This window comes from Pseudomonas sp. S3_B11, assembly GCF_054667715.1.
Window position 1 is genome coordinate 3,051,781 of sequence record NZ_CP162749.1, and the last position, 17,850, is coordinate 3,069,630.

Genomic DNA, 17,850 nt, shown 5'->3' on the forward strand with positions numbered 1-17,850 from the left:
TGTTCTTGACCTTATTGTATGAGGCAGTGTTGCTGGATCGGAGACGGCCAGCTTCGCCGACTTCCAAAAGCTTATTGTTTTGCTTGCACGCTGGATTCGATCCTAGGCCCTTGCCAAAACCCTTCGCTATCCCAAAACGGCAGCATCCAAAGCCGCGCCCCAAAACAGGTCAACACTCCTGCATGCCGCGTGCAGCGGCTGCCGATTCGGGATAACCGGCAGGCGTTTCCTCCCGCAAGATAGCCTTGCCCGTCCCTCAAACAGTGCTGGGCACAGAACAATAAAAATCCCTAAGCGCAGGAAACCTCAGCATGTTCTTCGCTCGTCTCTCTATCCAATGGCGGATCACGCTCTTGAGTGGCCTGTGCTTGCTCGCCGTCGTCGGGGCATTGACCGGCGCTTCCTTGTATCAGAACCAGCAAGGCGCAACGCTGCTCAAGCAGCAAAGCAGTCAACTGCTGGGGCGCTCGGCCCTGGAAGGCCTGCAGGCACAGGCCATGGCCCATGGTCAGCGGGTGGAACGCTTTTTCAGCGAAACGGCGATCTATGGGGAAGGTTTTGCCCAGCAGGTCTTGCAACTGCGCGCCCAAGCGTGGAGCGGGCGACTGACGCCAGGGCAACTGCGCCGGGACCTGATCGCCGCGACCCGCCAAGCCCTTCAAAACCGCGAAAAAGTCCTCGGTTTCTACGTGGTACTGCTTCCCGATGCGCTGGTCGGTGAAGATGTCGGTTTCACTGGCCAACGCGATCTGGCCGGCAATGAAAAAGGTCGCTTTGCCCTGTACTGGTCGCAAAGCCAACCCGGCCATTTGGTGCAAGAGGTGCTCAGCGAAGCCCAGATCAGCGCCAACACCGCACCACCGGGCAGCGAGCCGGCCAACGCCTGGTACGTCTGCCCGCAGACCCAGGGGCGCACCTGCGTGACAGAGCCCTACGCGATCGAGGTCGAAGGCCAGAAGACGTTGATGAGCAGCATCTCCATACCGTTGCTGGACCAGGGCAAAGTCATCGGCGTGGTGGGTATGGACATCAGCCTCGATACCCTTCAGCAACTCGCCGCCAGCCTTGCCAACGACCTGTACCCCGGCCACAGCGAGATCAACATTCTTTCCCCGTCAGGGCAAGTTGCCGGCCATAGCGGCACGGTTGATGGCATCTCCATCGACGTTCAGCAAGCCGTGCAAACCGCTCCCGCCAATACGCCCTGGCAATTGCAGATACGCGTGCCTGAGTCGCTTGTGCAAGCGCCAGCCCTGCAAATGCAGACCCAGCTGGACGACAAGCGTCGCCAGTCCAACTGGTTCAACCTCAGCCTGGGCTTGCTCGCCAGTTGCCTGGGATTATTGCTTATCTGGCTGACGGCCTACGGCGTCACACGGCCCTTGCTCAGGGTGGCGCACATGCTCGACGCCATTGTCGAGGGCGACGGCGATCTCACCCAGCGCCTGCCCAACGACCGCCACGATGAATTGGGCCAACTGGCGAAGGGCTTCAACCGCTTTCTCGACAAATTGCAGCCCATCATCCGCGATATCCAGCAAGCGTCCCTGGACACCCGCGACACCGCCGATACCTCGGCGCAGGTGGCCCGGGAAGTCAGCGCAGGCATGCACACGCAGTACCGGGAGGTCGAGCTGGCCGCGACCGCCCTGCATGAAATGAGCACCAATGCCCAGGAAGTGGCCCGCCACTCCCACCAGGCGGCCGATGCCGCCACCGTTGCCGAAAACGCCAGCCGATCGGGGCGTGAATTGTTCGCCAACGCGGTCACCAGCATCGACAGCCTGGACCGGCGCCTGGAGACCACGCTTGAGCAAGTGCAGGCGCTGGCCGGCAACAGTCAACACATCGGCCAGGTGCTGGACGTGATCTGCGCCATTGCCCAGCAAACCAACCTGCTGGCCTTGAATGCCGCCATCGAAGCCGCCAGGGCGGGTGAACAGGGGCGCGGCTTCGCGGTGGTGGCTGACGAAGTCCGCCATTTGGCCAGCAACACCCAGAACTCGGTCGAGCAGATACGCACGGTGATCGAAGCGTTACAACAGTTGAGCCAGGAGGTCGTGCACAGCACCCAATTGAGCCGCGAGCAGGCCAGGGACAGCGTCGTTCAAGTCGAAAAGACCCAGGCGGCACTGCAACACATCAGCGACGCCGTGGAAGTGATCGAGCACATGAACCAGCAGATCGCCAGCGCTGCCCTGGAGCAAAGCGCTGTGGTCGAGGACATCAGCCATCGCGTCAGTGACATTCGAGGGATCAGCGAGACCTTGACCGGCCAGATGGAACAAGCATCGCAGGCCAGCCACTCGCTGCATGCCATGGCCAACCGTCAACAGCAGTTGGTGGGACATTTTCGGATCTAGTGGCCCCTGAAACAGACCACTAGGGTGCTTACACAATTTCACAGAGCGCCTACAAAGCTTCACCCCTGCCATTGACCTCGCCCCCTACCATGGGCGGCTCAATATTGGGGAAGCACCATGTCCAAGATTCCTTTCGTCACACTGGGCCTGTTGGTCGGGGCACTGCTGCTCAGTGGCTGTGATAGCGCCTCGACCCCGGAGGCATCCGCTCCGCTGGCAAGCGTGCGCGTCGAAACCGTCCAGGCCCGGCCACTGTCGATCAGCAACGAGCTGAGTGGCCGGATCGCCGCGCCGCGGGTCGCCGAAGTCCGGGCGCGGGTGGCCGGCGTGGTCTTGCAGCAGGTGTTTCGTGAAGGCCGCGACGTCAAACAGGGCGAGGTGCTGTTTCGCATCGATCCGGCACCATTCAAGGCCGACCTGGACAGTGCCGAGGCGGCGTTGCGCAAGGCCGAGGCGAATGCGTTCCAGGCCCGCTTGCAGGCACAACGTTACGCCCAGTTGATCGATGACAAGGCGATCAGTGGCCAGGATTACGACAACGCCCGGGCCAGCGTGCGCCAGACCGCCGCTGACGTCGCTGCCAGCAAGGCCGCGGTGGAACGGGCAAAACTGAACCTGGGGTACGCCACGGTGACCGCGCCGATTTCCGGACGGATCGGTCGCGCCCTGGTGACGGAAGGCGCCCTGGTCGGGCAGAACGAAAGCACGCCGTTGGCGTTGATCCAGCAACTGGACCCAATCCACGCCGACCTCACGCAGTCGACCCGCGAACTCAACGACCTGCGCCGCGCCTTTCGTTCAGGGCTTTTGCAAGCGGTCGGCCAGGGCCAGGCCAAGGCCACGTTGATTCAGGACGATGGCAGCCCCTATCCGCTACCCGGCAAATTGCTGTTCACCGACCTCAGCGTCGACCCGAGCACCGGCCAGATCACCCTGCGCAGCGAATTCCCCAACCCCGACCTGGACTTGCTGCCTGGCAGTTTCATTCGCGTGCGCCTGGAACAGGCGGTCAATAGCCAGGGCATCACCGTGCCTCAACGGGCGATCCTGCGAGACAGCGCCGGAGTCGCCCAAGTGTTGCTGCTGGACGCCGAGCAGAAGGTCAGCCAGCAACCGGTGCAACTGGGCGTCGCGCAAAACGATCGCTGGGTCGTCACGCAAGGTTTGAAACCCGGCGACCGCATCGTCATCGAAGGCCTGCAACACGCCCGTCCCGGCGAGCACGTCCAGGTCGATGACACCCCACTTCCCCTCGCCCAGGTTCCCGGGCCACAGGCAGGACACTAAGCCATGCCGCAATTCTTCATCGACCGCCCGGTGTTCGCCTGGGTCGTCGCGTTGTTCATCCTGTTGGCCGGTATCCTGGCCATTCCACAACTGCCGGTGGCGCAATACCCGGTCGTGGCCCCGCCACAAATCGAGATCTACACCGTCTACCCGGGTGCTTCGGCGCAAACCGTGGATGAAAGCGTGGTCAGCCTGATCGAGGAAGAGCTGAACGGCACCGACAACCTGCTGTATTTCGAGTCCCAGAGCAGCCTGGGCAGCGCCACCATCACTGCGACCTTCCAACCCGGCACCAACCCGGAACTGGCCCAGGTCGACGTGCAGAATCGCCTCAAGGCCGTGGAGTCGCGCCTGCCGCAAGCGGTGACCCAGCAAGGCCTGCAAGTGGACAAAGTCTCCGCCGGCTTCCTGCTGCTGATCACCCTCACCTCCAGCGACGGCAAGCTCGACGACGTGGCCCTCAGCGACTACCTGGCGCGCAACGTGATGAACGAGATCAAGCGCCTGGACGGTGTCGGCAAGGCCCAGTTGTACGGGGCCGAACGGGCCATGCGGATCTGGATCGACCCGCAGAAACTCGTCGGTTTCAACCTGACCCCGGCCGACGTCAACGCCGCCATCGTGGCGCAGAACGCCCAGGTGTCGGCCGGTAGCCTGGGCGATTTGCCGAGCCGCAGCACCCAGGAAATCACCGCGACCATCGTCGTCAAAGGCCAGCTCAACACGCCGCAGGAGTTCGCCGACATTGTGCTCAAGGCCAACCCCGACGGCTCGACGGTGCGCATCGCCGACGTGGCACGGGTGGAAATCGGCAGCCAGGAATACCAGTTTTCCACGCGCCTGAACGGCAAGCCGTCCACTGCCGTGGCGGTGCAACTGTCGCCGGGCGCCAATGCCTTGAACACCGCGACCCTGGTGCGCAACAAGATGGACGAGCTGTCACGCTACTTCCCGGCCGGCGTGGAATACAAGATTCCCTACGACACCTCACCGTTCGTCAAGGTCTCGATCACCAAGGTGATCTACACCCTCGGCGAGGCGATGTTGCTGGTGTTCGCGGTGATGTTCCTGTTCCTGCAGAACATCCGCTACACCCTGATCCCGACGCTGGTAGTGCCGGTGGCGCTGATGGGCACCTTCGCGACGATGCTCGCGCTGGGGTTCTCGATCAACGTGCTGACGATGTTCGGCATGGTGCTGGCCATCGGCATCCTGGTGGACGATGCCATCGTGGTGGTGGAGAACGTCGAGCGGATCATGGCCCAGGAAGGCTTGTCGCCCAAAGAGGCCACGCGCAAGGCCATGGGGCAGATCACCGGGGCGATCATCGGCATCACGCTGGTGCTGGTGGCGGTGTTCATTCCGATGGCGTTCATGCAGGGCTCGGTGGGGGTGATCTACCAGCAGTTCTCGCTGTCGATGGCGACTTCGATCCTGTTCTCTGCGTTTCTCGCACTGACCTTGACCCCGGCGCTTTGCGCGACCTTGCTCAAACCTGTCGCCAAGGGTGATCACCACGCCAAGAGCGGCTTCTTCGGCATGTTCAACCGTAGTTTCGACCGATTCGGCGAGCGCTATCAAGGTTGGGTGGCCTATGCGGTAAAACGCAGCGGCCGTTATCTGCTGATCTACGGCGTGTTGCTGGTGGGCATGGGCCTGCTGTTCAGTCGCCTGCCCTCCTCGTTCCTGCCGGTGGAAGACCAGGGCTACACCATCACCGACATCCAGTTGCCACCGGGTGCCAGCAAGAGTCGTACGGTGCAGGTGGTGGAACAAATCGAAGCCCACAACGCCGGTGAACCGGGGGTCGGTGACAGCACGATCATTCTCGGTTTCAGCTTCTCCGGCAGTGGGCAGAACGCGGCCCTGGCCTTCACCACTCTCAAGGACTGGTCGCAACGCGGCGCCGATGATTCGGCGGCGTCCATCGCCGACCGCGCCAACCTGGCGCTGAGCCAGATCAAGGACGCCATGGCGTTCTCGGTGCTACCGCCGCCGGTGGACGGCCTGGGCACTTCCAGCGGTTTCGAGTTCCGTTTGCAGGACCGTGGTGGCCTCGGCCATGCCACCTTGATGCAGGCCCGCAGCGAATTGCTCGCCGCCGCCGACAAAAGCCCGATGCTGATGAATGTGCGTGAAAGCGCCCTGGCGGAGGCGCCGCAGGTGCAATTGGAGGTCGACCGCAAGCAGGCCAATGCCCTGGGCATTTCCTTTGCCGACGTCGGCAGTGTGTTGTCCACGGCGGTGGGGTCGACCTACATCAACGACTTCCCCAACCAGGGGCGTATGCAACGGGTGGTGGTCCAGGCCGAGGGCGACCAGCGCAGCCAGGTCGAAGACTTGCTGAAGATTCATGTGCGCAACAACAGCGGAAAAATGGTCCCGTTGTCAGCCTTCGTCCAGGCCCGCTGGACCCAGGGGCCGGCGCAATTGACCCGCTATAACGGTTATCCGGCGGTGAGCATTTCCGGTGAACCGGCACCGGGCTACAGCACCGGGCAAGCCATGGCTGAAATCGAACGGCTGGTGGCCCTGGGACCGGCAGGCCTGGGCCAGGAATGGACGGGGTTGTCTTTGCAGGAACGCTTGTCCGGCAGCCAGGCGCCCATCCTGTTGGGCCTGTCGCTGCTGGTGGTGTTCCTGTGCCTGGCGGCGCTGTACGAGAGTTGGTCGATCCCGACCTCGGTGTTGCTGGTGGTGCCGTTGGGTGTGCTCGGCGCGGTATTGGCCGTGTCGTTGCGCGGCATGCCTAACGATGTGTTCTTCAAGATCGGGCTGATCACCATCATCGGCCTGTCGGCGAAGAATGCGATCCTGATCATCGAGTTCGCCAAGAGCCTGTACGACGAAGGCCACGACCTGATCGACGCCACGCTCCAGGCGGCACGCCTGCGCCTGCGGCCGATCATCATGACCTCGCTGGCCTTCATCCTTGGGGTGGTACCGCTGGCGATGGCCACGGGCGCCAGTTCGGCAAGCCAGCAGGCCATCGGTACCGGAGTGATCGGCGGGATGATCACCGCGACACTGGCGGTGGTGTTTGTGCCGGTGTTTTTTGTGGTGGTGATGAAGCGCGTGAGGCGTGTTGATCCCAAGCGAGGTTAAGCCAGACCATCGCTATCGCGAGCAAGCTCGCTCCCACAGGGGCCTGCGGGGCACATGAATTGTGTGCCTGCCGAAGATCCAATGTGGGAGCGAGCTTGCTCGCGATAGCAGTGGTCCGGTCTAGTCGTCAGTCCGCCTGCACCGTGACCTGGCGCTGCTCGCCCAAGCCCTGGATTCCCAGGCGCATGGTCTGGCCCGGACGCAGGAACACCGGGTTGGGCTTGATGCCCAAACCGACGCCGGGCGGCGTGCCGGTGGAGATCACATCCCCAGGTTGCAGGCTCATGCAGCGGCTCAGGTAGGCAATCAGTTGCGGCACGCTGAAGATCAGCGTTCGGGTATTGCCGTTCTGATAGCGGTGTCCGTCGACCTCCAGCCACAGGTCCAGCGTATGCGGGTCGGCGATTTCGTCCCGGGTCACCAACCACGGCCCAAGGGGACCGAAGGTGTCAAAGCCTTTGCCCTTGTCCCAAGTACCGCCGCGCTCCAGTTGCCACTCGCGCTCGGACACATCGTTGATGACGCAGTAGCCGGCGACATGCTCCATGGCGTTCGCTTCGTCGATGTAGCGCCCGCCTTTCCCGATGACCACGCCCAGCTCGACTTCCCAGTCGGTCTTGAGCGAGCCGCGCGGGATCTGGATGTCGTCGTTCGGCCCGCAGATGGCACTGGTCCACTTGTTGAAGATGATCGGCTCTTTGGGCACCTCCATGTTCGACTCGGCCGCATGGTCGGCGTAGTTCAGGCCGATGCAGATGAATTTGCCGACCTGGCCGACACAGGCACCGATCCGCGGCTGGCCGGCCACGATCGGCAGGCTGCGCGGGTCGAGGGCGGCGAGCGCTGCCAGGCTATCCGGGCCGAGAACCAGCCCGGCGATGTCCGGCACATGGGCCGAGAGGTCGCGGATCTGATTGTCGGCATCCAACAGCCCGGGTTTTTCCGAACCTTTTTCGCCGTAGCGCAATAGTTTCATGTCGTACTCCTGCTCAAGTGAAGACCGGGGTTCAGATGCTCATGCCACCGTCGATGATGTGGATGGCACCCGTGGTGTAGGCGCACGCATCGCTGCCCAGGTACAACGCCAACTGCGCGATCTCTTCAGTGTGGCCGATGCGGCCCATGGGCTGGCGGTCGAGAAATTGCCGGTAGACCTGTGCCTCATCGACGCCCTGCTGCGCGGCCTGGTCAGCAATGCGCTGGCGCAACGAGGGGGAATCCACGGTGCCCGGACAGATCGCGTTGCAACGGATGCCCTGGCTGACGAAGTCGATGGCGACGGCCTTCGTCAGGCCCACCACCGCGGCCTTGCTGGTTGCATAGGCGAAGCGATTGGGCACGCCCTTGACGCTGGAGGCCACCGACGACATGTTGATGATCGAACCGCCACCACGGGCCAGCATGCCCGGCAGGAACGCACGGATCATCCGGTACATGGCCGTGACATTGAGGTCCATCGAACGTGCCCAGGCGGCTTCGTCGCAGTCGAGGATGTTGCCGCTGTGTACGAAGCCTGCGCAGTTGAACAGCACGTCAAGCCCACCAATGCGTTCGCAGGCGGCACTGATGGCCGCGGGCGACGTGACGTCCAGGGTCATGGCGGTGATCCCTTCGATCCCCGCCAGTGCGTGGATATCGATGTCAGTGGCGAACACCTCGGCACCGGCCCGGGCGAAGGCAATGGCGCTGGCCAAGCCAATGCCCTGCCCCGCTGCCGTGACCAGTACGCGCTTGTTTTGTAGGTTCATGCGGTCTCCAGTTGGGCTGCCGTGGTGGCGTGCTTGGGTGTCCTGCCGAGCATCGAGGCGGGAATGGCCAGGATCAGTCCACCGCTGACCAAAAGACACAAGGCTAGTACATAGGTGCCGTTGTTGATGTTGCCCGTGAGGGTCTCGGCCACGGCGGTGATCATCGAACCGGTGAAACCCGACAGGTTGCCGATGGCGTTGATCATGCCAATCCCGGCTGCGGCGGCGACGCCCGACAGCACGGTGCCCGGCAGGGTCCAGAAAATCGGCATCAGACTGAGGATCCCGGAAGCGGAGACGCTGAGAAAGAGCACGGACAACACCAGGTTGTCGGCGAAGAACGCGCTGAGGATCAGGCCGGCGCCGCCAATGAACGCCGGAATTGCCGCGTGCAGGCGCCGCTCACCGGTGCGGTTGGAGTGCCGGGCGTTGAGCAGCATCGCCACCACTGCCACCGAGTAAGGAATGGCGGTCAGCAAACCGATGTGCAAGCTGTTGGTGATGCCGGTGCTCTTGATGATCGACGGCATCCAGAACGCCAGGCCATAGAAGCCGGTGTTGAAGGTCAGCAGGATCAATACCAGCAACCACACCCGCGGGTTGAGGAACACTTCGCTCAAGCGCGTGGCCTTGCCCTGGTTGTCGGTTTGCAGGTTGGCCTTGAGCAGGGCTTTTTCCGCGACAGAAAGCCATTTGGCTTTGTCGATGTTGTCGGCCAGGCAGACGATCACCACGAACGCCATGATGATCGAAGGAATGCCTTCGATCAGCAACATCCATTGCCAGCCAGACAGGCCATGCACCCCTTGCATGCTGTTCATCAGCCAACCGGAGAGTATCCCGCCCAGGGTCAGGCTGACCGGCAACGCCAGCAGGAACCCGGACATCACCCGGCTCTGCCGATGGGTCGGGAACCAGTAGTTGAGGTACAGGATCACGCCAGGGAAGAAGCCCGCTTCACAGATGCCCAACAGGAAACGCAGCACATAGAACATCGTGCTCGATTCGAGGTGGAAGAAAGCCGCCAGCGGCACGGTGTAGGCCACGGCCATGGACACCACCGCCCAGGTCAGCATGATCCGGGCAATCCAGAACCGCGCGCCAAAGCGATGCAGCAACAGGTTGCTGGGGACTTCGAAGAGGAAATAGCCCCAGAAAAACATACTGGCGCCCAAGGCATATACGGTGTTGCTGAACTGCAGCTCGTTGAGCATGTCGAGCTTGGCGAACCCGATGTTCACCCGATCGAGGTACGCCGCCATGTAGCACAACAGCAGGACCGGAAGGATGCGCCAGATGACCTTGCGGTAGGTCCGGTCTTCGAAATCCAATTCGCAGGCGGGAGCCTGCGCGGGCAACTGCTCGGAGATGGTTTGCATGAGGTAACCCCTGATTGTTTTTATTGGGTCACGTCGAATGAGCGAATCATCCGGCGATTGAACGAGGACTCTACTGTCGGGAAGCGATTCTTTCCCAATGGCATTTTTGGATTAGTTGATAACGATGCGTTATCGAAATGATCTTCAGACCCATGGAACCTGCTCCCACAGATTCATACTGCCCTTAAGCAGGCTGCATGGCGGCCAGGCGCGCGTTGTCCTTGAGGATCTCGGCGAACTCCAGCGCCGCGCCCACCAACGGCTCATCCTTGCGCGTGAGGATGCCGTAATCCTGCGGCGCCAGGTGCAGTGGGGTATCGAGGGTCTTGAGCTGACCGCTTTCGAGCAGCGGATCGACCATCGCATTGGGCAGCATGCCGATCATGGGCCCGCGTTGCAGCACCTGGAGGAAGGTCTGCATGGAAATGGTGTCGATGGTATTGCGCGGCATTCCTACCCCAGCCTCGGCAAAGGCCAACTCCATGCGTGCGCGAATCGGTGTGCCGACCGGATAGAGAATCCACGGCAAATCCACCAACTGCTGCAAGGAGACCGGACCCGCGCCAGCCAACGGATGGCGATAGTTGACCACGATGCAGAACGGTTCAGGGGCCAACGGCTGGAAGTCATAGCGCTGCTGCTGGCTTTGATCGGTAAAACGGGCCACCGCCAGGTCGAGCGTCTTCTCTTCAAGCATCTCCATCAGGTGGTTACTGGTCTGCTCCACCACTTCAATCGACAGCAACGGCCAGCGCTGCTTGATCTGCAGGATCGCCTCGGGCAAAGCCACCGCAGTGGCGGCAAAGATCCCGCCGACCTTGAGAAAGCCGTGGCCGCCCTCGCGCAAGCTGCTGATCTGTTCGACGAACGAGCGCGCATCATTCAAGGCAATCTGCGCGTACCGCAGTACGTGTTCGCCCAAGGCCGTGGGCGGCATGCTCCGTGGCAGCCGTTCGAACAGGGCAAAGCCGAGCAGGCTTTCGATTTCCTTGAGCATCTTGCTGATGGCCGGCTGGCTGAGGTTCATCTGCTGCGCCGCCAGGTGCATGTTGCGGGTGCGCCCCAACGTGTCGATCAGCAGCAAGTGGCGGAACTTGAGCCAGCCGCAGAAGCTGGAGAAGGACAGATCTGACATGGCTATTCCTCAGGTCGGCGATAACCCGACGTTATCAAATACTGAATATATCTCATTGGAGTTTATCGAGCGGCCACCCTAGCGTGAAGGCTTTACGAACAGGAAGACTCGCCATGTCGCTACTGCTTACTCCCGAGAACACCCTGCCCGTCGATGGCGTGGCCGGAACCCTGATTGGACGTGCCTGGGTGCCAGGCCGGATCGCCGGGCCTTCGCCCATTGCGTTGCGCAGCGACGGCGTGTTCGATCTCTCGGATCGTTTTGCGACATTGAGTGATCTGCTGGAAACCGAATCGCCGCTGGCCGCCGTGCGACAGACGCCCGGCACCTTCATCGCCAGTGTCGAAGCCCTGCTGGCCAACACCGGCCCTGATGCCGACCCGAGCAAGCCGTCGCTGTTGCCGCCACTGGACTTGCAAGTGATCAAGGCCGCCGGCGTGACCTTCGCCGCCAGCATGATCGAGCGTGTCATCGAGGAACAAGCCGGCGGCGATGCCGCGAAGGCCGAAGCCGTACGCGCCACGGTGCACAGCGTGATCGGCGACAACCTGCGCACGATCGTGCCGGGCTCCGGGCAAGCCATGCGCCTGAAGGCCCTGCTCATCGAACAGGGCATGTGGTCGCAGTACCTGGAGGTCGGCATCGGCCCGGATGCGGAGATCTTCACCAAGGCACCGGTCCTGGCCGCCGTGGGCAGCGGCAGCCGCATCGGCATTCATCCGATATCGCAATGGAACAACCCGGAACCGGAAGTGGTGCTGGCGGTGAACAGCCGTGGCCAGATCCACGGCGCCAGCCTGGGCAACGACGTCAACCTGCGGGACATCGAAGGCCGCAGTGCGCTGTTGCTGAGCAAGGCCAAGGACAACAACGCCTCCTGCGCCATAGGGCCGTTCATTCGCCTGTTTGACGAACACTTCAGCCTGGATGATGTAAGGGATTGCGTGGTCGATCTTCAGGTACAAGGCGAGGATGGCTATCGCCTGCACGGCTCCAGCTCCATGAACCAGATCAGCCGCGACCCGCAGGACCTGGCAGGCCAGACGCTCAACGCCAATCATCAATACCCGGATGGTTTTGTGCTATTTCTCGGTACCCTGTTTGCCCCCACCGAAGACCGTGACCATGCCGGCAGCGGTTTCACCCACAAACGCGGCGATGTGGTCAGCATCAGCAGCCCGTTGCTCGGAAGTCTGCATAACCAGGTGACCCACAGCTGCGATGCCGCCCCCTGGACCTTTGGTGTCAGCGCCTTGCTGCGTAACCTCGCCGCCCGAGGACTGCTGGACCGCTAAAACGCCACGACCGTGACCGATTCATCCAATTACAAGAGAGAAATGAATCATGAGTGACACGTCAAAACGCCGCCTGCGCAGCGAGCAATGGTTCAATGACCCTGCCCACGCGGACATGACCGCCCTGTATGTCGAACGCTACATGAACTACGGGATGACCCGCGAAGAGCTGCAGTCGGGACGCCCGATCATCGGCATCGCCCAGACCGGCAGCGACCTGACGCCCTGCAACCGTCATCACCTGGAACTGGCACAACGGGTCAAGGCCGGCATCCGTGATGCCGGCGGTATTCCCATGGAATTCCCGGTACACCCGATCGCCGAACAGTCGCGCCGCCCCACCGCCGCGCTGGACCGCAACCTGGCGTACCTGGGGCTGGTGGAGATTCTTCACGGTTACCCATTGGACGGCGTGGTGCTCACCACCGGCTGCGACAAGACCACCCCGGCCTGCCTGATGGCCGCGGCGACCACCGACCTGCCGGCTATTGTCCTGTCCGGCGGGCCGATGCTCGACGGCCACCACAAGGGCGAACTGATCGGCTCCGGCACCGTGCTCTGGCATGCACGCAACCTGATGGCCGCCGGCGAGATCGACTACGAAGGCTTCATGGAAATGACTACCGCGGCATCGCCGTCGGTGGGTCACTGCAACACCATGGGCACCGCCTTGTCGATGAACGCCCTGGCCGAAGCCCTGGGCATGTCGCTGCCCGGTTGCGCGAGCATTCCGGCGCCCTATCGCGAGCGCGGGCAAATGGCTTATGCCACCGGCAAGCGCATTTGCGAACTGGTGCTGCAAGACGTACGTCCGTCACAGATCATGACCCGCCAGGCCTTCGAGAACGCCATCGCCGTCGCCTCGGCACTCGGCGCTTCGAGCAACTGCCCACCGCACCTGATCGCCATCGCCCGGCACATGGGCGTCGAGCTGAGCCTGGACGACTGGCAACGGATTGGCGAAGACGTACCGCTGCTGGTCAATTGCATGCCAGCGGGCAAGTACCTGGGGGAAGGTTTCCATCGGGCCGGAGGCGTGCCAGCGGTCATGCATGAACTGCAAAAAGCCGGGCGCCTGCATGAAAACTGCGCCACGGTCAGCGGCAAGACCATCGGCGAAATCGTCAGCAACAGCCTGACCAGCAACACCGACGTGATCCATCCCTTCGACACTCCGCTCAAGCACCGGGCCGGCTTCATCGTGCTCAGCGGCAACTTCTTCGACAGCGCGATCATGAAGATGTCAGTGGTGGGCGAGGCGTTTCGCAAGACCTACCTGTCCGAACCCGGTGCCGAGAATAGCTTTGAAGCCCGGGCCATCGTATTCGAAGGACCGGAGGACTACCACGCGCGGATCGATGACCCGGCGCTAGACATCGACGAGCGCTGCATCCTGGTGATCCGTGGCGTTGGCACCGTGGGCTATCCCGGCAGTGCCGAAGTGGTGAACATGGCCCCTCCGGCGGCGCTGATCAAACAAGGCATCGACTCCCTGCCCTGCCTCGGTGACGGACGCCAGAGCGGCACCTCGGCGAGCCCATCGATCCTCAACATGTCCCCGGAAGCAGCTGTGGGCGGCGGCCTGGCGTTGCTGAAAACCAATGACCGGCTCAAAGTGGACCTCAATACCCGCACCGTGAACCTGCTGATCGACGACGAAGAGATGGCCCAGCGCCGCCGCGAATGGACGCCGAACATTGCGCCGTCACAGACACCCTGGCAGGAACTGTACCGGCAACTGGTGGGACAGCTTTCCACAGGGGGCTGCCTGGAGCCGGCGACGTTGCATCTGCGCGTGATCGCCCGCAGCGGCGAGCCGCGTCACTCGCACTGACAACAGCCAACTCAGTATCGCTTCCGCGCATCGGGCCGTGGAGCGATGCTCCAGGCTTGCAGGCCCGAATGCTTTCAAGCCAAGTCCTCCCCTTGCCTACACCCGATCTATCCGCCCTGAGTAACACCCCTGCTTAGCGTTGTGAACGTGGATGTAACTGACCTCGGGATTGGCAAACATCCGGCTGATCACAGGCTCTATTGCCTGTCCGTCCACCACATCGGCATCAAGCATCATCCCCTCCTCGGAAAAAGCACGCAGGGACAGTAGTCGGATGCGCATGACCTCGGGCACGTGGTTAACGGCGTCGTAAGCCTGGGGCGCCCCCTCTCGGATGAAAATGCGGCGAAAATCAAATGACACCGCATGCATCCGGAGGTTGGCACGTGAGAGCGTTCCACGGCGCCGATTGTTCTCGGTTATTGAATTCAGATGGCAACTCGGCAGGGTTTATCTCCAGGGCCCAAACAAGAAAAATGCGCGCCACGGGCTGTTCGCCCGACCCAATCTGTTTCACACCCACGGAGCAAACCGATGCCATTCGCCAACTATAAATTTCCCGAAGGAATCCTGGACCACGCCCGCAAAGAAGAGATCATCCATCGCACCACAGAGATGTTCGTCGAGTACTTCGGCGAGGGAGTTCGTCCGTTCACCATGGTGCTGGTCGAAGAGGTTGCAGACGGCGGATGGGGGCGCGCCGATGAAACGCTGACGCTGACGAAGATGGGGCTGCCTGCCAAAGGACAATAGAGCCTGAGGATATTCAAAAGACGTATCGACCCCACACCGTGTCGGGGTCGTTATCGACGTCATACATCAGTGCAAGCAACCCTGCCAAGGATTCCCCATGACAACTCAAGACCTATCATTGCTGCGCTGCGCGGTGGCCACGGTGACTGCACGAGTCGCCCGCTTCGAACCTCACCTGTACGCCTTGCTGCGGATCGTCTTCGCCGTGATCCTGTTTACCCACGGCTTGCCGAAGGTTCTGCGCACCGCCCATGGATCGATGGCTGATCCAATGAGCGCGTCGATCAACCTCATCCAGAACGTGATGGGGCTGCCTTTCGCTGCACAGCTTGCCTTCCTGGTCATGCTCCTGGAGACGGTCGGTGCGCTCATGCTGGCGATGGGGCTCGGCACGCGACTCGTCGCCCTGCTGATCGCCATTGAGATGGTTGCAATCAGCTACGCGCTGGGGCCGACATGGCCCTGGATAGATCGGGGCATCGAGTTTCCTGTACTGATGGGTTTTCTGGCCCTCTACATCGTCGCGCGCGGCGGCGGTGCCTACTCATTGGACTTGCGCCAACGGTAGACCCCGATAACCATGGACCCCGCGTCAGCTTGCGGCGTCGTGCGCAGTCGCCGCCACTGCCTGGAGCCCACCAAGGGCATAACTCATCATGTGGTCGATCAAACCCTGCGGCTCGAGACTCAAGCCTTGCAGCACATGCTGCTTCAACGGCTGATGGGCTATAAGCAAAAAAAGACAGGGGGCGAAGACGCTGATGGCGCTGCGCAACGTTGTCGGATGATCCGCTGGCAAGTTCATGATTTGTCCAAGCAAGCCACGCAGAATGTGCGCCTTGGGAAACGATTGTTCCTTGAGCACCACCTCGAACTCGGGAGAAGGCGAAAGCACTTCGCGCGTGAGCACTTTCAGCGCCCAGCCATCCGGATGGTCGTGCAAGCGCTCGACCAACACGGTGATGAGGGCACGTAATTTGTCTTGCGGCGACCCGGGCCGCTCGTTAAGCGAAACCAGAGTTTCCATCCGCATCAACCGAGCGTGGGCTTCGAGCAATACCGCGCGGTACAGGCCCTCTTTGTTTACGAAGTGATAATTCACCGCCGCGCTGTTGGCTTGCGAACGTTCGCAAATCTGCTTGCTGGTGGTGTTGGCCAACCCTTGTTCGGCAAACAACTCACCCGCCTTTTCCAGAATCTGCAGCCGCGTTGCCTGCCCATCGAGTCGCGAAGCACGAGGCAGGGAAGGCTTGCCAATGGCATTGTCCATGAGCTCATCTCTTTATAGTTCTAATTCAAATTTGACTTTTTATTTCAGCCTACCTATTTTGGTCCCGTCATTGTCCCTTTACAACACCACGTGAGGACTTTGCAGCCGATGCTGCGGGCTTTTCACGCACTACCAAGGAAATACCGTCATGGAAGCGCGCGTAATGACACCTTTCACCTACTTCTCATTGCCAATGCAGAAGCAGTTCCTAGCCAATCAGCGGGCCATCCAAGGCAAACCCTACGCCGACTTTTTCCGCTCGAAGATCAGCGTGCCGCTCAGTGCCGTCGAAAAGATACAGCAAGGCCCCATGCCCTTGGCGGACGCCTTGACGCCCAGCGTTGAAGACCTTAACCGCATGCTCGCCGCTGATTTCATTAGCGAAGAGGCCGGATACGCGCTGCTGCCAGGGCCGATGGCCTACGTGCAAAGTCGCAAGTTTTTCCCCAACAGCACAGCTGAGATGCTCAAGTGGTGGTTCATGTGGCATCCACTGGAGGCTGAACGCTACACCCTGTGGTTTCCTTATGCCCATGTGGAAAACCCCTGTGTTCATCACGAGCGCCTCCTGGACGATACCCTGAGCTTCGAGGAGCGCTTGTATGGCAATACCTTTTGCGCCTCCGAGTACGTCGGTGACCGCCTCATGCACCTGCACATTGATTTCAGGGACCCCTGCGAGCTGGGCTTCTGTCCGGACCTGTACCGCGAATCCAAAATAGACGGCAGCGTCAGCGCCCTGATGAGCCTGGCCCATGAACCGCAAGTGCCGGTGTCGCTGATGGCGCACTTGTTCAAGGAATGTCCGGAGGGTTTGTACCTGACGAGCCGTTACTGGGTCGGCAGCCACCCCGCCATGCAGCGTTTTCCAGGCGCCGAGCGAGCCGCTCAGCTACTGGAAGAAAACGGTCTGGGAGAGGTTGAGCTGGAAACCCTGGCTTATGAATTTGCGGTGCATGACTTGTGTGAGTTCAACCACCTGGCCAGCATCCTGCCGAGCCTTCATGCACAATTCAGCGGCACGAAATAAGCGCATCCCCTCCCCGATAATCAGGCTTCGGCGGCGTCTTGAACCGCCGCCGAAGTCGGACGCAATACCCCGTTCATCAGCAGTGTCGTGAACTCATTGATATCTGCCTCCACCTCCAACTGCTCGGTCAACAGCCGGTACCAGCAAAACCCAAAGATCATATCCAAGAGCAATTCACGCGACGTATCCTTGGGCAACTCGCCCTGCTGAATAGCTTTTTCCACCAGCTTGCGAGGCAACTCCCGGCGCCGCTCCATGAATTCGTCTTTCAGCTTGGGCAACGTGCTGGGATCGAGCTGGGCCTCAGCAATGACGCATCGAAAAGCCTCCCCGCAAATCGTTTCTCGCCAGACCTTCCAGAGATTGAGCAGCAAGAAATTGAGATTCTCCTTGAAAGAGCCTTTATCAGGCTCTTTGCGAATCTGCTCGCTTTCACTCTCGTAGACCTCGGCGATCAAGGCTGCCTTGTTACCCCACCACCGGTAGATTGTCGGTTTGCTCGCGCCAGCGCGGCGGGCCACCGCCTCGATGCTCAACCCCGAGTAACCGCACTCCTTAAGGGTTTCTATGGCAGAAATGATGATCGCTTTGTGCGTGTGAGGGCTCCTCAATGAGCCAATGGAGCTCCGAGATGGTTTACGGGCCATAAAT

Annotated in this window: 14 protein-coding genes and 2 pseudogenes; 9 read left to right on the plus strand and 7 right to left on the minus strand. The window is 61.3% G+C overall.

What is annotated here, in order from left to right; genetic code table 11:
• Window positions 1-497: 497 nt before the first annotated feature.
• The 4 genes and pseudogenes from AB4O22_RS13785 to AB4O22_RS13800 all read left to right on the plus strand — a co-directional run.
• Window positions 498-1,505, plus strand: a pseudogene (locus AB4O22_RS13785) (PDC sensor domain-containing protein); the annotation flags it as partial.
• 261 nt (window positions 1,506-1,766) lie between these two features.
• A pseudogene (locus tag AB4O22_RS13790) lies at window positions 1,767-2,363 on the plus strand (methyl-accepting chemotaxis protein); the annotation flags it as partial.
• Between the two features lie 117 nt (window positions 2,364-2,480).
• Window positions 2,481-3,650, plus strand: coding sequence for an efflux RND transporter periplasmic adaptor subunit (locus AB4O22_RS13795; RefSeq protein ID WP_223471690.1), 1,170 nt, complete (start codon window positions 2,481-2,483; stop codon window positions 3,648-3,650).
• 3 nt (window positions 3,651-3,653) lie between these two features.
• On the plus strand, window positions 3,654-6,755 hold the full coding sequence (locus tag AB4O22_RS13800; protein ID WP_460096502.1) for a multidrug efflux RND transporter permease subunit: 3,102 nt from the start codon (window positions 3,654-3,656) through the stop codon (window positions 6,753-6,755).
• Between the two features lie 127 nt (window positions 6,756-6,882).
• Here the strand turns inward: AB4O22_RS13800 and AB4O22_RS13805 are convergent, their stop codons facing one another.
• The 4 genes from AB4O22_RS13805 to AB4O22_RS13820 form a co-directional block, all read right to left on the minus strand.
• The gene (locus AB4O22_RS13805; RefSeq protein ID WP_460096504.1) at window positions 6,883-7,731 is read right to left on the minus strand and encodes an ureidoglycolate lyase; all 849 of its coding nucleotides are present in this window, start codon (window positions 7,729-7,731) and stop codon (window positions 6,883-6,885) included.
• 31 nt (window positions 7,732-7,762) lie between these two features.
• The gene (locus tag AB4O22_RS13810) at window positions 7,763-8,503 is read right to left on the minus strand and encodes an SDR family oxidoreductase (RefSeq protein WP_027912356.1); all 741 of its coding nucleotides are present in this window, start codon (window positions 8,501-8,503) and stop codon (window positions 7,763-7,765) included.
• On the minus strand, window positions 8,500-9,882 hold the full coding sequence (locus AB4O22_RS13815) for an MFS transporter (protein ID WP_013693040.1): 1,383 nt from the start codon (window positions 9,880-9,882) through the stop codon (window positions 8,500-8,502). Before AB4O22_RS13815 ends, AB4O22_RS13810 begins: the two co-directional genes overlap by 4 nt.
• A 184-nt stretch (window positions 9,883-10,066) precedes the next feature.
• Window positions 10,067-11,017, minus strand: coding sequence for a LysR family transcriptional regulator (locus tag AB4O22_RS13820; protein WP_013693039.1), 951 nt, complete (start codon window positions 11,015-11,017; stop codon window positions 10,067-10,069).
• A 113-nt stretch (window positions 11,018-11,130) separates the two neighbouring features.
• Here AB4O22_RS13820 and AB4O22_RS13825 point away from each other — a divergent pair, with 113 nt between their 5' ends.
• Both AB4O22_RS13825 and AB4O22_RS13830 read left to right on the plus strand, forming a co-directional pair.
• The gene (locus AB4O22_RS13825; RefSeq protein WP_460096506.1) at window positions 11,131-12,312 is read left to right on the plus strand and encodes a fumarylacetoacetate hydrolase family protein; all 1,182 of its coding nucleotides are present in this window, start codon (window positions 11,131-11,133) and stop codon (window positions 12,310-12,312) included.
• Window positions 12,313-12,361: 49 nt separating this feature from the next.
• The gene (locus AB4O22_RS13830) at window positions 12,362-14,146 is read left to right on the plus strand and encodes an IlvD/Edd family dehydratase (RefSeq protein ID WP_460096508.1); all 1,785 of its coding nucleotides are present in this window, start codon (window positions 12,362-12,364) and stop codon (window positions 14,144-14,146) included.
• Between the two features lie 96 nt (window positions 14,147-14,242).
• Here the strand turns inward: AB4O22_RS13830 and AB4O22_RS13835 are convergent, their stop codons facing one another.
• Window positions 14,243-14,518 (minus strand): DUF1203 domain-containing protein, encoded by a 276-nt coding sequence (locus tag AB4O22_RS13835; RefSeq protein WP_223471686.1) that lies wholly within the window; start codon window positions 14,516-14,518, stop codon window positions 14,243-14,245.
• A gap of 162 nt (window positions 14,519-14,680) precedes the next feature.
• Here AB4O22_RS13835 and AB4O22_RS13840 point away from each other — a divergent pair, with 162 nt between their 5' ends.
• A complete protein-coding gene (locus AB4O22_RS13840; RefSeq protein ID WP_223471685.1) occupies window positions 14,681-14,899 on the plus strand; it encodes a tautomerase family protein in 219 nt (72 codons plus the stop codon).
• 97 nt (window positions 14,900-14,996) lie between these two features.
• Window positions 14,997-15,467 carry a DoxX family protein gene (locus AB4O22_RS13845; RefSeq protein WP_223471684.1) on the plus strand — a complete coding sequence of 157 codons (471 nt, stop codon included), beginning with the start codon at window positions 14,997-14,999 and terminating at the stop codon, window positions 15,465-15,467.
• 24 nt (window positions 15,468-15,491) lie between these two features.
• On the opposite strand, the gene AB4O22_RS13850 is transcribed toward AB4O22_RS13845, so the two are convergent.
• Window positions 15,492-16,169, minus strand: coding sequence for a TetR/AcrR family transcriptional regulator (locus AB4O22_RS13850; RefSeq protein ID WP_003200758.1), 678 nt, complete (start codon window positions 16,167-16,169; stop codon window positions 15,492-15,494).
• A 148-nt stretch (window positions 16,170-16,317) separates the two neighbouring features.
• Here AB4O22_RS13850 and phlG point away from each other — a divergent pair, with 148 nt between their 5' ends.
• Window positions 16,318-17,199, plus strand: coding sequence for a 2,4-diacetylphloroglucinol hydrolase (phlG, locus tag AB4O22_RS13855; protein WP_460096511.1), 882 nt, complete (start codon window positions 16,318-16,320; stop codon window positions 17,197-17,199).
• Between the two features lie 20 nt (window positions 17,200-17,219).
• On the opposite strand, the gene AB4O22_RS13860 is transcribed toward phlG, so the two are convergent.
• Window positions 17,220-17,846, minus strand: coding sequence for a TetR/AcrR family transcriptional regulator (locus AB4O22_RS13860; RefSeq protein WP_003200754.1), 627 nt, complete (start codon window positions 17,844-17,846; stop codon window positions 17,220-17,222).
• Window positions 17,847-17,850 lie beyond the last annotated feature (4 nt).

Excerpts from the sequence above, each read along its gene's own strand:
- AB4O22_RS13825 (WP_460096506.1), top strand. The coding sequence starts at position 11,131 with ATGTCGCTACTGCTTACTCCCGAGAACACCCTGCCCGTCGATGGCGTG.
- AB4O22_RS13820 (WP_013693039.1), bottom strand. The coding sequence starts at position 11,017 with ATGTCAGATCTGTCCTTCTCCAGCTTCTGCGGCTGGCTCAAGTTCCGC.
- AB4O22_RS13810 (WP_027912356.1), bottom strand. The coding sequence starts at position 8,503 with ATGAACCTACAAAACAAGCGCGTACTGGTCACGGCAGCGGGGCAGGGC.
- AB4O22_RS13805 (WP_460096504.1), bottom strand. The coding sequence starts at position 7,731 with ATGAAACTATTGCGCTACGGCGAAAAAGGTTCGGAAAAACCCGGGCTG.
- phlG (WP_460096511.1), top strand. The coding sequence starts at position 16,318 with ATGGAAGCGCGCGTAATGACACCTTTCACCTACTTCTCATTGCCAATG.
- AB4O22_RS13795 (WP_223471690.1), top strand. The coding sequence starts at position 2,481 with ATGTCCAAGATTCCTTTCGTCACACTGGGCCTGTTGGTCGGGGCACTG.
- AB4O22_RS13830 (WP_460096508.1), top strand. The coding sequence starts at position 12,362 with ATGAGTGACACGTCAAAACGCCGCCTGCGCAGCGAGCAATGGTTCAAT.
- AB4O22_RS13835 (WP_223471686.1), bottom strand. The coding sequence starts at position 14,518 with ATGCATGCGGTGTCATTTGATTTTCGCCGCATTTTCATCCGAGAGGGG.
- AB4O22_RS13845 (WP_223471684.1), top strand. The coding sequence starts at position 14,997 with ATGACAACTCAAGACCTATCATTGCTGCGCTGCGCGGTGGCCACGGTG.
- AB4O22_RS13850 (WP_003200758.1), bottom strand. The coding sequence starts at position 16,169 with ATGGACAATGCCATTGGCAAGCCTTCCCTGCCTCGTGCTTCGCGACTC.
- AB4O22_RS13800 (WP_460096502.1), top strand. The coding sequence starts at position 3,654 with ATGCCGCAATTCTTCATCGACCGCCCGGTGTTCGCCTGGGTCGTCGCG.
- AB4O22_RS13860 (WP_003200754.1), bottom strand. The coding sequence starts at position 17,846 with ATGGCCCGTAAACCATCTCGGAGCTCCATTGGCTCATTGAGGAGCCCT.
- AB4O22_RS13840 (WP_223471685.1), top strand. The coding sequence starts at position 14,681 with ATGCCATTCGCCAACTATAAATTTCCCGAAGGAATCCTGGACCACGCC.
- AB4O22_RS13815 (WP_013693040.1), bottom strand. The coding sequence starts at position 9,882 with ATGCAAACCATCTCCGAGCAGTTGCCCGCGCAGGCTCCCGCCTGCGAA.